The sequence below is a fragment of the Allosphingosinicella deserti genome, from assembly GCF_003012735.1.
In the GTDB taxonomy this organism is placed as follows: Bacteria; Pseudomonadota; Alphaproteobacteria; order Sphingomonadales; family Sphingomonadaceae; genus Allosphingosinicella; species Allosphingosinicella deserti.
In genome coordinates this window covers 257,390-271,842 of the sequence record NZ_PXYI01000007.1, presented here as the reverse complement: position 1 = coordinate 271,842, position 14,453 = coordinate 257,390, and the positions used below count along the sequence as shown (strand labels likewise).

The following is a 14,453-nucleotide window of genomic DNA, read 5'->3' as shown; positions in this document are numbered from 1 at the left end:
GCGGATGCAGGCGGCGCCTCCTGCCGATGGACATTCGGCACCGCCTGCTCCTTCTGGTCAGAACTTGTAGGTAAGGCCGAGATAATAGTCACGGCCGTAGCGCTGATAGTCACGCACAAGCCGGGAATCGCCCTGCTCGTAGGTGACGAACGGCTCGTCCGTCAGGTTCTTGACCTGGGCCAGAATGGCAAGCCCCTCAAGCGGACCGGACTGGAATTCGTAGCCGATCTGGGCATCGAGAATGCCCTCGGCGCTTCCTTGGCGGAATTCCGGGTTGGCCGAGAGGCCTGCGATTTCCGCGACGAACTTGGACCGGTAACGATAGACCGCGCGCGCCTGGAAGCCACCTTTCTCGAAATAGGCCGTTGCAGTGCCCACCCACTTGGATTGACCCGGGAGCGTGATCGTGTTGTCGCCGGCATATTGGATCTTGCTGTCGACATAGGCGCCGCTGGCGAAGATGCCGAAGCCGTCCAGAGCCTCGCTGAAGTTGGCGAACGGCAGCGACAACGTCGCCTCGATCCCCTTCACCGTCCCCCTGCCGGTATTGGCCGGCGCCGAGACCAGGCCGAATTGCGCATTTTGCGATCGGATCACCGCCTGCTGCTCGGGCGTCAGAGCGCTGAGAAGCGCCGAGAAATCGAACAGGTAATTGTTGTTGGGATCGACAAAGTCGTCGAGCCACTTGTAATAACCCGCGATCGAGACATAGCCGCCCTTGCGGAAATACTTCTCGATCGAAAGATCGAGATTGCTCGAACGATAGGGCCTGAGAGCGATGTTGCCGCCCGTAGAGCTGAACGGGCTGTTCTGCGGCAGGCTACCTCGGCCGATATCGGCAATGTCGATGGAAACGTCCTGGTTGATGCGCAGCTGATCGAGTCGTGCGCGGACCATCGCCTGATAGGCGCCAAACTTGACGAAGAAGCCGTCCATCGGCTCCAGCGAGAGGTTCAGGCTCGGCAGGACATTGGTGTAGCTTTCGCTGCCCGAAACGGGCGAGACCGTGACCACGCCATTGACCAGGCTGGCGATCTGACCGGACGAGCTCTGCTTGGTGTGGACGAGCTGGACCCCGAAGGAGCCGCGCAGGGGCGCACCCGCCACTTCGGCGTCGAGGTTGACCTTGCCGTAGGCCGTGTAGACATTCTCCGTGACGACGTTGTCCCGCACCAGCGAACCGGGGCGATTGTCGAACACGGCGTTGAAGACGTTGTCGTAGAGATACATCGGATCAAGCGTCAGCACCGCCGGCACGCCCAGATAATCCAGCGACACGGTCTTATCGAGCAACGCCTCGCTCGGCACCGCGATCGACGTCGGCGTACCGCTGGCCACCGTGCAATTGGTGCCGCCGCCCGGCGGGCACAGGAAGAACGAGCTGTACTTGCTGGTCTTGCGGCGTCGGCTGTAATTGCCGCCAAGCTCCCAGCTGTCGAGGCCCGCCGCATCGAACTCGCCGATGAAGGCGGCACGAAGCGACTTCAGATCGTCCTCGAAGTCGGGCCGGTTGAGGAAGCCGGCCTGCACCGCTGCCTGGCTGCCGTTGAAGCCCCAGCCGCGCGGATCGGTGATCCGCACCACATTGGGGTTCGAGTAATCGAGCGTTGGCACGATGTCGAACGTGCCGTTGGGATTGGCCGAGATCGTGATCGTGTCCTTGGCGCCCGACAGGTTGTAGCCAGTGCCGGAATAGGTCTCGAGCAGAAAGTCGGTGCGCTCGGCATGCGACCAGCTCGCGTCGACGTTGAAGCGAACCTTGTCGGCGATGCGCAGATCAGCGTTCCAGCCGAGCGAGAAATTGTCGGCCTTGCGGCGGTTAAGGTCGTTGCGCTGAACCCCGACGACGTTGCCCAGCGTGGCGCCGGTGACGAGACCGTCCTCGACCGTGACGTTGCTGACGGTGTTGCCCGAACCCCAGGTCGGTGCGATCGGAAATTCGATGCCGCGGAGCCGCTGAGTTTCCTCGAAGTTGGAATAAAGCGCGTCGAACGTGGTGTGGAAATTGTCGCTCGGTTCCCATTCCACCGTCGCCACCGCGCCATAGCGGGTCAGCATGTTCGATTGCACATAGGGCTTGGCGCCGCCGAGCAGCAGGTTGCCGCCCACGGCAGGATCGTTGGGGAAGCCCCAGCTGTTGTAGCGCTCGTTCTGCGAGGGCGTGTCTTGCGCGGAGACGCCGATGGCGATGCCGAGCGTGTCGTTGGCGAACTTGTGGACCAGGGTCGCCGATGCGCGATAGCCGTAGCGGCTGCCGTCGGGGTTGAGCGCCTTCTCGTCGTTCATCTGCCCGCGCAGGGAGACGACGATCGTGTTGTCCTTCTGGTCGAGCGGGCGCAGCATGCGCAGGTCGACCGTGCCGGAGATGCCCGCAGCGATCAGCGAGGCATCAGCGGACTTGTAGACGTTGACGTTGCGGAAGAATTCGGCGGGATATTGATCATATTCGACGCCGCGATTGTCACCCACGGTAACCTGCTCACGACCGTTGAGCAGGGTCGTCGAAAAGTCCGGGCCAAGGCCGCGGATTGACAGGCGCTGGTCGCGGCCTTCAAGACGCTGGGCGGTGACGCCCGGCAGACGCGCCAGCGAATCTGCTATCGAGACGTCGGGAAGCTTGCCGATATCCTCTGACGAGACGGAGTCGACGATCAAAGCCGAATTGCGCTTGATCATGGCTGACGAGGCGAGCGATGCGCGGATGCCGGTGACCAGAATCTCCTGATCGCCGCCGGCAGCGGCGTCAGCCTCAGGAGCAGGCGTACCCTTGGTGGTCACGCCGGGATCGGTCGTGGTCGGCGTGCTTTCCGGAGTGCCGCCTGTGCCGGGCGCAACCTGTGCGAAAGCGGGTGCGGCCCCCAGGCTCAAGGCAAGAAGTGCAACACTGCCGAGCAAGCCGGTGCGGCGCGTCGTCGCGTGGTAGGTCATTCGGGTCCTCCCAGTTTTCAGCCGACGAATGCCCCCATTCGAATCGGCCCTGTGCATCCAAGCAGGCCGCAACCTCGAAGGTGCGCCCCTGCCACTCTCCTGCACCGCGCGGCCGAACCGCACGGCACATGCCGCGATTGGCTCGCGGTCTGTTCGCCTTCGCAAATTTATGCAAACTAATGCCTCGCGTTGCAAGCAGCATTTTTGGTTTCGAACATCTCCGTACTTATAGGTGATGTGTTAGCGCTCACAACTTTCCTTTTGTACAGAGGTTTACAGACTTGCAGCGCCGGGCTCGCTGCCGGGGTTGACCGAGCGATGGAAGCAATGCAAATAATTGCAAACCAGACGAACAGAGGGCACGCGATCGAGGTCGACGTTGCCCCAGCGGGAGGAAAGGATCAGGTGATGAAGGCGAGAAGCAGCTGGAAAGCAGGCGCGAATCGCGTTGCCATGACCCTTCTTGCCGCAGCGGCGGCTGCGTCCCCCCTCGGCGCGCAGAGCCCGCCCGACCCAGGCTATCTCGACCGCACGCCGGAGCAGGACGTCATCTATTTCGTGCTTCCGGACCGGTTCGAAAATGGCGATCCGGCGAACGATCGCGGCCGCATCGTCGGTGGACGACTTGATCACGGCTTCGACCCGGCGGCCAAGGGCTTCTACCATGGTGGCGACCTCAAGGGCCTGACCGAACGGCTCGATTACATCGCCGGCCTGGGGGCCACTGCGATCTGGCTCGGCCCCATCTACAAGAACAAGCCGGTCCAGGGCGGGCCGGGGCAGGAATCGGCCGGCTATCATGGCTATTGGATCACCGATTTCACCCAGGTCGATCCGCATTTCGGCACACGGGCCGAGCTCAAGACCTTCGTCGACGCCGCCCATGCCCGCGGCATGAAGGTCTATCTCGACATCATCACCAACCACACGGCGGACGTGATCAAATATCGCGAATGCCCGAAGAACGACTGCAGCTATCGCAGCCTCGGCGACTATCCGCACAGCCGGCGCGGGGGCCTGAGCGGCGCGGAGATCAATTCGGGCTTCACCGGGATCGACAAACCCGGCCAGCGCGTCGGGAATTTCGAACGACTAAAGCGCCCCGACTTCGCTTACACGCCTTACGTGCCCAGAGACGAGGCGCGGGTGAAGGTGCCAGCCTGGCTGAACGACCCGATCTATTACCACAATCGTGGCGATTCGACCTTTCGTGGCGAGAGCTCGCAGCTCGGTGACTTCGCCGGACTGGACGACCTGTTCACTGAAAATCCGCGTGTGGTCGACGGCTTCATCGAGATTTTCGGCCAGTGGATCGATGATTTCGGCATCGACGGCTTCCGCATCGACACCGCCCGCCACGTCAATCCGGAATTCTGGCAGGCTTTCGTGCCGGCGATGACCGAGCGCGCGAAAGCCCGCGGCATTCCCAACTTCCACATCTTCGGTGAGGTGTTCGATCCCGATCCGGGCATGCTCGCTCGCTTCACCAAGGTCGATCGCTATCCGGCGGTGCTCGATTTCGCCTTTCAGTCGACGGCGACCGAGGTGATCGCTCGTGGTGCACCGACGGAGCGTCTTGCCCGTCTCTTCCAGATGGATTCGCTCTACGAAGGCGGCGCCGCGACGGCGATGCGGCTGCCGACCTTCCTGGGCAATCACGACATGGGGCGCTTTGCCCACTTCGTCCGCCAGGCCAACCCAACGGCCACCGAGGAGGAGATCCTGAAGCGGGTCATCCTCGGCCATGCGATGCTGCTGTTCGCCCGCGGCATCCCGACCATCTATTATGGCGACGAGCAGGGTTTCGCAGGCGACGGCGGCGATCAGGACGCGCGCGAGGACATGTTCCCGAGCCGGGTCGCCTCGTACAACGACAATCGCCTGGTCGGCTCCGGCGCAACCACCGCGCAGGCGAACTTCGATTCCGGGGCCGCGCTCTACCGCGCGATTGCCGCCATGGCGGCAATCCGCAAGGCTGATCCCGCGCTTTCCGGCGGCGAGCAGGTGGTCCGCCTCTCCGGCGAAGCTGCGGGCGTGTTCGCTTTTTCCCGGCGCGCACCATCCGGCGGCGGCGAGACCCTGGTCGTGCTCAACACGGCGACCAACGCAGCCACGGCGAACATCCCCGTCGATTCCTCTTCACGCGCATGGCAGCCGCTTCACGGCCGCTGCGCGCCCGCCGCGACCGCGCCCGGCAGCTACCGGGTCGAGATCGCTCCTCTCGACTTCATCGTGTGCAAGGCTGCTCCAAATTGACTCAGACCATTCTCGAACGCGGCGAGGCCGCCTTTGCCCCTGCAGCCGTGCAGGATCCGGCGGAATGGTGGCGCGGCGCGGTCATCTACCAGATCTACCCGCGCAGCTTCGCCGATTCCAACGGCGACGGAATCGGCGATCTGCCCGGCATCACCGCGCGTCTCGATCATGTCGCGTCGCTGGGCGCAGACGCGATCTGGCTGTCGCCCTTCTTCACATCGCCAATGAAGGACTTCGGCTACGACATTGCCGACTATCGGAATGTTGATCCGATCTTTGGGACTCTTGCGGATTTCGACCAACTGCTGGCGCGGGCGCATGCGCTCGGGCTCAAGGTCATCATCGACCAGGTCTACTCGCACACGTCGGACCAGCACGCCTGGTTCCAGGAGAGCCGCCAGAGCCGCGACAATCCCAAGGCGGATTGGTACGTCTGGGCCGATCCGAAGCCCGACGGATCGCCGCCGAACAATTGGCAATCGGTGTTCCACGGGCCGTGCTGGACGTGGGATGCCCGCCGCGGTCAATATTATTTGCACAATTTCCTGAGCAGCCAGCCCAACCTCCATGTCCATAATCCGGAGGTGCAGGAGGCGTTACTCGGCACCGCGAAATTCTGGCTGGATCGCGGCGTCGACGGCTTCCGGCTCGATGCGATCAATTTCTCGATGCACGACCCCGCGTTGCGCGACAATCCACCGGTGGCTGAAGGTCTCGGCCGCAAGACCCGCCCGTTCGACTATCAGCATCACTTCCATAACCAGTCGCACCCCGACATTCCCAAATTCCTCGAGCGGCTACGCGGGTTGATCGACACCTATGGTGGCCGGTTCACCGTCGCCGAAGTCGGCGGCGAGCAGGCGGATCGGGAGATGAAGGAGTTCACGCATGGGAACAATCGCCTCAACAGCGCCTACGGCTTCAACTTTCTCTACGCGCATGATCTCACCGCGGATCTGATCCACGATTCGATGGCCCTCTGGCCCGGAGCGCCCGGTGAGGGATGGCCGAGCTGGGCTTTTTCGAACCACGATGCGCCGCGCGTGGTTTCGCGGTGGCTGGGGCGTCGCGACGCCGCCGCCTTTGCCCGGCAGGCGATGCTGCTGCTGATGTGCCTGCGGGGCAATATCTTCCTCTATCAGGGCGAAGAGCTCGGCCTGCCGCAGAGCGACGTTCCGTTCGAGCAGCTCCAGGATCCCGAGGCGATCGCCAACTGGCCGGAAACGCAGGGCCGCGACGGCGCGCGAACGCCGATGCCCTGGGCTGCCGACGCGCCGCAGGCGGGTTTCTCGCCGGCCGAGCCCTGGCTTCCGGTCGATCCACGCCACCGCGCACTTGCGGTCGACGTGCAGCAGGTCGACCCACAGTCGATGCTCGCGCTGACGCGGCGCCTGATCGCCATGCGCAAGCGGGAGCCCGGCTTCCGCACCGGCGCGATCCGACAGGTCGAGGCCCCTACCCCGCTCCTCGCCTTCGAACGCGGCGACGGCGCCGAGCGTCTGCTCTGCGTGTTCAACCTCGGCGAGACGCCGGCCGAGTGGACGCTTCCCGTCGGCTGGCAGGTCGTCGAGCAGGTAGGCGAAATGCTGGCGCCGCTGTCCGGGCTGGTTGCCCGGCCGACGTGACCTGCGCGCTGCCTCTGGAGTCAGCCGCCGCAGCTCTCGCGCACGATGAGTTCGGTCGCCAGACGCTCCGAGCGCATGTCGCCGGTGGCGCGCGTGTCGAGCAGCTTCGACACCAGAAGCCGGCCGGCACGCGCGGTGTCCTGGTTGATCGTGGTCAGCGCCGGGCGGCTGTAGCGGGCGAAGGGCACGTCGTCATAGCCGATCACCGACACTTGCCCGGGCACGTCTATGCCGGCGTGAAGAAGTGCGCGGATCGCGCCGAGCGCGATGAGATCGCTTGCGGCGACGATGCCGTCGAACGAAATGCCGCGCGCGAGCAGCGCATCGACCGAGGCTTCCGACGATTCGACCGTGAAATGCGCCGGCACCAGCAAGCCGGGATCGTGGGCGATGCCGGCTTGCTCGAGCCCCTCCAGATAGCCGCGGACGCGCTGTTGGACCTCGGGCGCTTCGGTATCGCCAAGGAAGACGATGCGCTTGCGGCCGAGGCGAGCGAGGTGGAGGGTCGCGCGGCGGCCGCCGCTGAGATTGTCGGAGCCGACCGAGCAATAGGCCTGGTCCGGCAATTGCGCGCCCCACACGACGAAGCGGGTGTCGCTGCTCTGGGCGAGGAGGTTGAGCGCCGGGTGCAGAGAGCTCTGGCCCAGGAAGATCACGCCGTCGGCACGGCTGGTGGTCATTGCCGCCGAGAGATCGTCGAAGCTGGTCGGCGCGAAATGGCTGACCAGCAGATCGCAGCCGCGATCGCGCGCCGCATCGCTGATCCCTGCGAACAGCTCCAGGAAGAAGGGGTCGTCGAGCTGGCCCTCGCGCCCCTGTGGACGCGGCACCACCAGCGCAACGGTACCGGCGGCACCGATCGGCCCCGCCGGCATGTACCGGCGGAACGGATAATCATGCTCGCGCGCGAGCTTCCAGATCAGCTGCTTGGTGCGCGCATTGACCGCTGGGCTGTCGTTCAGGGCGCGCGACGCCGTCGAGATCGAAACGCCCGCAAGCGCGGCGATGTCTTCCAGCCGGGTGGATCCCCGGCTCATGTTGCAAACTTTGCTGCAAAACTTGCCATGCGCGGAATAGGACAGCGAAAAGCCGCGCTGGCAAGGGCTTTCCGAGGGGATGCTTCAAATGATTAGGATGTTGATCGCGCTTGCCGCGGCGTTGATCGCCGCCCCCACGCTCGCCGCCCCGATCCAGGTTGCCTCGCCCGGAGGGGTGCTGACCGTCTCCGTCGACGTCAATCCCGATGGACGGCCGGGATATAGTGTCTCGCGGCTCGGACGGGTCGTCATTGCACCATCCCGGCTTGGCTTCCTGTTCACCGACGCGCCCAAGCTGGAGCGCAATTTCACGATTGGCGGCGAAAGCAGGCGCAGCGCCGACGAACCCTGGGAGCAGCCCTGGGGCGAGCGTCGCTTCGTCTGTAACCGCTATAACGAGCTGCGCATCCAGCTCACCGAGAAGGTCACGCCCGGGCGGCGGCTCGATGTCGTGTTCCGCGTCTATGACGACGGGGTCGGCTTCCGCTACGAATTTCCGCAGCAGGCCTCACTCCCCCAGGTCAACATCGCCGAGGAGATCACCGAATTCGCCGTGGCCGACGCGGCAACTGCATGGTGGATCCCCGCGTTCCAGTGGAACCGCGAGGAATATCTCTACAACAAGACCGCGATCACCGAGGTTGGCATTGCGCAGACCCCGATGACCCTCCGCACCGCAAACGGCCTCCACATCGCCTTCCACGAAGCGGCGCTGGTCGATTATTCCGGCATGAACCTCCAGAATGAAGGCCATGGCCGCTTCCGCGCGGTCCTGACGCCATCGTCCGAGGGCGCGAAGGTGAAGCGGGCGGCGCCGTTCGCAACGCCGTGGCGCACGATGCAGATCGCCGACAGCGCCGCCGGGCTGGTGATGAACGACCTCATTCTCAACTTGAACGAGCCCAACAGGCTGGGCGACGTGCGTTGGGTGAAGCCCTTCAAATATGTCGGCGTGTGGTGGGAAATGCACCTGGACAAGTCGACCTGGGGCCCGGGTCCTCGGCACGGCGCCAACACCGCCAACGTCAGGCGCCACATCGATTTTGCGGCCTCCAATGGTTTTCGCGGTGTGCTGGTCGAAGGCTGGAATGAAGGCTGGAACGATGACTGGTTCGCCAGCGGCAAGGATTTCAGCTTCACCAAAGCCTATCCCGATTTCGACATTGAGGAGCTCGCCCGCTACGCTCGGTCGAAAGGCGTGCGGCTGATCGGTCATCATGAAACCGCCGGCAATATCGCGGTCTATGAGCCGCAACTGGAGGCCGCGCTCGATCTCTACCAGCGGCTCGGCATCGACGCGGTCAAGACCGGCTATGTCGCCGACATGGGCGGAGTCCAGGCACGCGGCGCCGATGGCCGTATCCACTACGAGTGGCATGAGGGCCAGGTAATGGCGCGCCACCATCTCAAGGTCGTCACCGAGGCCGCCAAGCGCCGCATTGCGGTGAATGCACACGAGCCGATCAAGGATACCGGGCTCCGTCGCACCTATCCCAACTGGGTCGCCCGCGAGGGCGCTCGCGGCATGGAGTTCAACGCCTGGGGCCAGCCGCCCAACCCGCCCGAGCACGAGGCCAACCTGGTCTTCACCCGCATGCTCGCGGGGCCGATGGACTTCACGCCAGGCGTGATCAGCCTGGAGGGCAAGGGCCAGAAGATCCAGTCGACCATCGCGAAGCAGTTGGCGCTCTATGTCGTGCTCTATTCACCGATCCAGATGGCTGCCGATCTGCCGGAGAATTACGAAGCGAATCCGAAGCCGTTCCAGTTCATCAAGGACGTGCCCGCCGACTGGTCCGAGACCCGAGTGCTGAACGGCGAAGTCGGCGATTTCGTGACGATCGCTCGCAAGGACCGCAAAAGCGAAAATTGGTATCTCGGCGCGATCACGGACGAGCAAGGCCGCGTGCTCGACGTGGCCCTCTCCTTCCTCACCCCGGGACGCAAATACCGGGCGCAGATCTATCGCGACGGCCCGGCGGCGGATTATCGCACCAACGGCAAGGACATCGTCATCGAGGAGCGCGTCGTTACCTCCGCTGACAGGCTGATGCTGCAGCTCGCGCCGGGTGGCGGACAGGCAATCCGCTTCGTTGCAAGTGAACGGTAACCGGTGGCAAATTCGTCCAAGCCTCTCCGCGCCTGATAAATTGTATCCAATTGGACGCGACGGGGCTGGACAGGCGAGCGGGAGAAAGTAAGCCCCCATTTCCACGAGCGGGGATGTTCGTCCCCTGCGCGCCCCGTCTTCGGAAGGAAACGAGCAACGGTGCCCAAGAGTCCCGCGAATAATCTTTTGCTGTTCGGCGCCACCGGCGATCTCGCCCAGCGCATGCTGCTCCCGTCCCTGTTCGGCCTGGACGGCGATGGCCTGCTGCCCCCGGCGCTGCGGATCATCGGGACCGCACGGAGCGATCTCGACAAGGCCAGCTTCCGCGCCGCCGCCGCGGCCTCGCTCGAGCGCTATATCGATGCCGATCGCCGCACGCCCGAATTGGTTGAGCGCTTTCTCGGCAGGCTCGATTATGTGCAGGTCGACGTGTCCGAGCCGTCTCAATTCTCGCGTATCGGGGCGGCCCTCGGCTCGACCGACGACAGCCTCGCCATCTTCCTGTCGACGGCCCCGTCCTTGTTCCGACCGACCATTGAAGGCCTCGCCTCCGCCGGGCTGACCGGCGAGACCGTGCGGATGGCGCTCGAGAAGCCGCTCGGCACCGATCTCGCTACCAGCCGCGAGATCAACGACGCCGTCGCCGCGGCCTTCCCTGAGGACCGGACGTTCCGCATCGACCACTATCTCGGCAAGGAGACGGTCCAGAACCTCCTCGCCCTGCGCTTCGGCAATTCTCTGTTCGAGCCGCTGTGGAACTCGACCGGCATCGAACATGTCCAGATCACCGTCTCGGAGACCGTCGGACTGGAAGGACGCGCAGGCTATTACGAGACCTCGGGCGCGCTGCGCGACATGGTCCAAAACCACATGCTGCAATTGCTTGCGCTGGTGGCGATGGAGCCGCCGTCGGCTTTCCAGGCCGGCGCGGTCCGCGACGAAAAGGTGAAGGTGCTGCGATCGCTGCGCCCGATCACCCGCGAGACGGTGCTCGCCGAGACCGTGACCGGCCAGTACAAGGAGGGCGCCGTCGGCGGCGCGCCGGTCCCCGGTTACCTCGACGAGCTCGGCCGTCCCTCCGATACCGAAACGTTCGTGGCGGTGAAGGCGCATGTCGACAATTGGCGCTGGAAGGGCGTGCCTTTCTACCTGCGCACCGGCAAGCGCCTGCCCACCCGCCGCTCCGAGATCTTCATCCAGTTCAAGGGCGTGCCCCATTCGATCTTCGCGGCGCGCGGCGCGACCGTGCGGCCGAACAAGCTGCTGATCAGCCTGCAGCCGGAAGAGAATATCCGGCTGCTGCTGATGACCAAGCAGCCCGGTCTCGACCGTGAGGGCATCCGCCTGCGTGAGGTGCCGCTCGATCTCGGCATGGCCAACGCCTTTGCCGACACCCGCCGGCGCATCGCCTATGAGCGGCTGATCCTGGATCTGCTCGAAGGGGATCCGACCCTGTTCGTCCGCCGCGACGAGGTCGAGGCACAGTGGGAGTGGATCGACGGAATCCGCGACGGCTGGGCGGCCAATGCGATGGTTCCGAAATCCTATGGTGCGGGCACCTGGGGCCCCTCCGCGGCGATCGCGCTCACCGAGCGCGATGGAGTGTCGTGGTATGAATAGGCTTTGTGCCGGTGCTCCCGGCTTCCTATTTCAGGCGAATACCGCCATTGGACATGATCATGATTGTTAACGCTACCATCTCGTCCGTCACCGATCGCATCATCGAACGATCGAAGGATTCGCGCCGCCGCTACCTCGATTTGATCGATGAGCAGCGCGATCGCGGCGTCAACCGGCCCCACCTCGCCTGCGGCAATTTCGCGCACGGCTTCGCCGCAGCCGACGCCGAAGACAAGGCGACGATCCGATCCGGCCGCGCGACCAATATCGGCATCGTCACTGCGTACAACGACATGCTCTCGGCCCACGCGCCGTACGGCCGCTATCCGGACCAGATGAAGATCTTCGCCCGCGAGATCGGCGCCACGGCGCAGGTTGCCGGCGGCGTTCCGGCGATGTGCGACGGAGTGACGCAGGGTCTGGCCGGCATGGAATTGTCGCTGTTCAGCCGCGACACGATCGCGCTGTCGACCGCGGTGGCGCTCAGTCACGGCATGTTCGAGGCAGCGGCTTTGCTCGGCATCTGCGACAAGATCGTGCCCGGCCTGCTGATCGGCGCGCTTCGCTTCGGCCACCTGCCGACCATCCTCGTCCCGGGCGGGCCGATGCCGACCGGTCTTCCCAACAAGGAGAAGCAGCGGATCCGGCAGCTTTACGCCGAGGGCAAGGTCGGCAAGGACGAGCTGCTCGAATCCGAATCTGCCAGCTACCACAGCCCCGGCACCTGCACTTTCTACGGCACCGCCAATTCCAACCAGATGATGATGGAGGTCATGGGCCTCCACATGCCCGGCGCGGCGTTCGTCAACCCCGGCACCAAGCTTCGCCAGGAGCTCACCCGCGCCGCCGTCCACCGCCTGACCGAGATCGGCTGGAACGGGAACGATTACCGCCCGCTGGGCCGCTGCGTAGACGAAAAGGCGATCGTCAACGCCGCGGTGGGCCTGCTCGCCACCGGCGGCTCGACCAACCACGCGATCCACCTGCCGGCGATCGCCCGCGCGGCCGGGATCGTCATCGACTGGGAGGATCTCGACCGCCTGTCGTCGACGGTGCCGCTGATCGCCCGCGTCTATCCCAATGGATCGGGCGACGTGAACCACTTCCAGGCCGCCGGCGGGATCGGCTTCACCATCCGCACCCTGCTCGACAGCGGACTGCTGCACGGCGATGTCCTCACCGTCGCGGGCAATGGCGAGGCACCGCTCGCCGACCACGCCAAGGAGCCGGGGCTCGACGAAGATCGGCTGGTGTGGCGCGATCCGCCCGAAGCCTCGCGCGACGAGACCATGCTCCGCCCTGCCTCCGATCCGTTCCAACCCGACGGCGGCATGCGCCTCGTCCGCGGCAATCTCGGGCGCGCCACGTTCAAGACCAGCGCGGTCGAGGCGTCGCGCTGGACGATCGAGGCCCCTGCCCGCGTCTTCGCCGATCAGGACGAGGTGCTCGCGGCGTTCAAGGCCGGCGAGCTCGAGCGCGATGTCATCGTCGTGGTGCGCTTCCAGGGTCCCAAGGCGAATGGCATGCCGGAGCTGCACAAGCTCACGCCGGCCCTTGGCGTGCTGCAGGATCGCGGTTTCCGCGTCGCTCTGGTTACGGACGGCCGCATGTCCGGCGCATCCGGCAAGGTCCCGGCAGCGATCCACGTGTCGCCCGAGGCGCTCGGCGGCGGCCCGCTCGCTCGCCTTCGGGACGGCGACGTCGTCCGTCTGTCGGCCGATACCGGCGAGCTCAATGTCCTTGTCGATGCCGGCGAATGGGACTCTCGCACCGACGCCTCCGCGCCTCCGCCGGCGATCGGCACCGGACGCGAATTGTTTGCCATGTTCCGCAACGGCGCCGACGAAGCCGAGCGCGGGGCTTCCGCCATGCTGTACGCGATGGAGAATGTCGCTTGACCGAGATTGTGGCCGTCGACATCGGCGGCACCCACGCCCGCTTCGCCATTGCCCGCGTCCAGGGCGGTCGGGTCGCCCATCTTGACGACGAGATCACGCTCAAGACGGCGGAGCATGCCAGCTTTCAGACCGCGTGGGAGGATTTCGGGCGCCGGCTCGGGCGTGCGCTGCCGCCGGCGGCCGCGATCGCGATCGCCGGGCCGATCCAGGGCGAGGTGCTGAAGCTCACCAACAATCCTTGGGTGATCCGCCCCTCGCTGATTCCGTCGAAGCTCGGCGCCGAGCGCTACAGCCTGGTCAATGATTTCGGGGCGATCGCGCATGCGGTCGCCCAGCTCGACGACGATCGCTTCACCCATCTTTGCGGCCCCGAAGTGCCGCTGCCGGCCAATGGCGTGGTCAGCATCGTCGGCCCCGGCACCGGGCTCGGCGTCGCCCAGCTGCTGCGGCGCGACGGCCAATATCATGTTATCGAGACCGAGGGCGGCCATATCGATTACGCGCCGCTCGACACGCTCGAGGACCAGATCCTCGCCCATCTGCGGAAGCATTTCCGCCGCGTGTCGGTGGAGCGGATCGTTTCGGGCCAGGGCGTTCCCAATATCTACGAAGCGCTCGCCTCGATCGAGAACAGGCCAATCCAGATTCGCGACGACAAGGAGCTGTGGACCGCTGCGATGGAAGGCAAGGATAGCCTCGCCGCCGCCGCCTTCGACCGCTTCTGCCTGAGCCTCGGCGCGGTCGCCGGCGATATCGCGCTTGCGCAGGGCGCCGCCGGCGTGGTGATCGCCGGCGGGCTCGGTCAGCGGCTGCTCAAGCACCTGCCGCGGTCCGGCTTCCGAGACCGCTTCATCGCCAAGGGGCGGTTCGAGCGCCGGATGGACGACATGCCGGTCAAGCTGATCACCCATCCCCAGCCCGGCCTATTCGGCGCCGCCGCCGCATTCGCCGCGGAGCATGGCGAGTGAGGATTTTACAA

General features: G+C 65.1%; 8 protein-coding genes. 6 read left to right on the top strand and 2 right to left on the bottom strand.

Annotation, left to right across the window (positions count from 1 at the left end; all coding sequences use genetic code 11):
- Positions 1 to 57: 57 nt before the first annotated feature.
- Positions 58 to 2,928 (bottom strand): TonB-dependent receptor, encoded by a 2,871-nt coding sequence (locus C7I55_RS20665; RefSeq protein WP_106514908.1) that lies wholly within the window; start codon positions 2,926 to 2,928, stop codon positions 58 to 60.
- 408 nt (positions 2,929 to 3,336) lie between these two features.
- On the opposite strand from C7I55_RS20665, the gene C7I55_RS20660 reads away from it, so the two are divergent.
- Together C7I55_RS20660 and C7I55_RS20655 are read left to right on the top strand one after the other, a co-directional pair.
- Complete coding sequence (locus tag C7I55_RS20660; protein ID WP_106514907.1) at positions 3,337 to 5,184, top strand: alpha-amylase family glycosyl hydrolase; 1,848 nt, start codon at positions 3,337 to 3,339, stop codon at positions 5,182 to 5,184.
- Positions 5,185 to 5,231: 47 nt separating this feature from the next.
- Positions 5,232 to 6,809, top strand: coding sequence for an alpha-amylase family glycosyl hydrolase (locus tag C7I55_RS20655; protein WP_233222334.1), 1,578 nt, complete (start codon positions 5,232 to 5,234; stop codon positions 6,807 to 6,809).
- 20 nt (positions 6,810 to 6,829) lie between these two features.
- Here C7I55_RS20655 and C7I55_RS20650 read toward each other — a convergent pair whose 3' ends face one another.
- Positions 6,830 to 7,846, bottom strand: coding sequence for a LacI family DNA-binding transcriptional regulator (locus C7I55_RS20650; RefSeq protein ID WP_106514905.1), 1,017 nt, complete (start codon positions 7,844 to 7,846; stop codon positions 6,830 to 6,832).
- Between the two features lie 88 nt (positions 7,847 to 7,934).
- On the opposite strand from C7I55_RS20650, the gene C7I55_RS20645 reads away from it, so the two are divergent.
- From C7I55_RS20645 to glk, 4 genes are all read left to right on the top strand, one after another.
- Positions 7,935 to 9,956 carry a glycoside hydrolase family 97 protein gene (locus tag C7I55_RS20645; protein ID WP_233222326.1) on the top strand — a complete coding sequence of 674 codons (2,022 nt, stop codon included), beginning with the start codon at positions 7,935 to 7,937 and terminating at the stop codon, positions 9,954 to 9,956.
- Positions 9,957 to 10,178: 222 nt separating this feature from the next.
- Positions 10,179 to 11,576 carry a glucose-6-phosphate dehydrogenase gene (zwf, locus tag C7I55_RS20640; RefSeq protein ID WP_408640621.1) on the top strand — a complete coding sequence of 466 codons (1,398 nt, stop codon included), beginning with the start codon at positions 10,179 to 10,181 and terminating at the stop codon, positions 11,574 to 11,576.
- A gap of 59 nt (positions 11,577 to 11,635) precedes the next feature.
- Positions 11,636 to 13,474 carry a phosphogluconate dehydratase gene (edd, locus tag C7I55_RS20635; protein ID WP_199192966.1) on the top strand — a complete coding sequence of 613 codons (1,839 nt, stop codon included), beginning with the start codon at positions 11,636 to 11,638 and terminating at the stop codon, positions 13,472 to 13,474.
- Positions 13,471 to 14,442: a glucokinase gene (gene glk / locus C7I55_RS20630; RefSeq protein WP_106514902.1), complete on the top strand. Its 972-nt coding sequence runs from the start codon at positions 13,471 to 13,473 to the stop codon at positions 14,440 to 14,442. Before edd ends, glk begins: the two co-directional genes overlap by 4 nt.
- Positions 14,443 to 14,453: the final 11 nt, after the last annotated feature.

Coding starts and splice junctions, on each gene's coding strand:
- C7I55_RS20665 (WP_106514908.1), bottom strand. CDS start 2,928: ATGACCTACCACGCGACGACGCGCCGCACCGGCTTGCTCGGCAGTGTT.
- C7I55_RS20660 (WP_106514907.1), top strand. CDS start 3,337: ATGAAGGCGAGAAGCAGCTGGAAAGCAGGCGCGAATCGCGTTGCCATG.
- C7I55_RS20650 (WP_106514905.1), bottom strand. CDS start 7,846: ATGAGCCGGGGATCCACCCGGCTGGAAGACATCGCCGCGCTTGCGGGC.
- C7I55_RS20645 (WP_233222326.1), top strand. CDS start 7,935: ATGATTAGGATGTTGATCGCGCTTGCCGCGGCGTTGATCGCCGCCCCC.
- zwf (WP_408640621.1), top strand. CDS start 10,179: ATGCTGCTCCCGTCCCTGTTCGGCCTGGACGGCGATGGCCTGCTGCCC.
- edd (WP_199192966.1), top strand. CDS start 11,636: ATGATTGTTAACGCTACCATCTCGTCCGTCACCGATCGCATCATCGAA.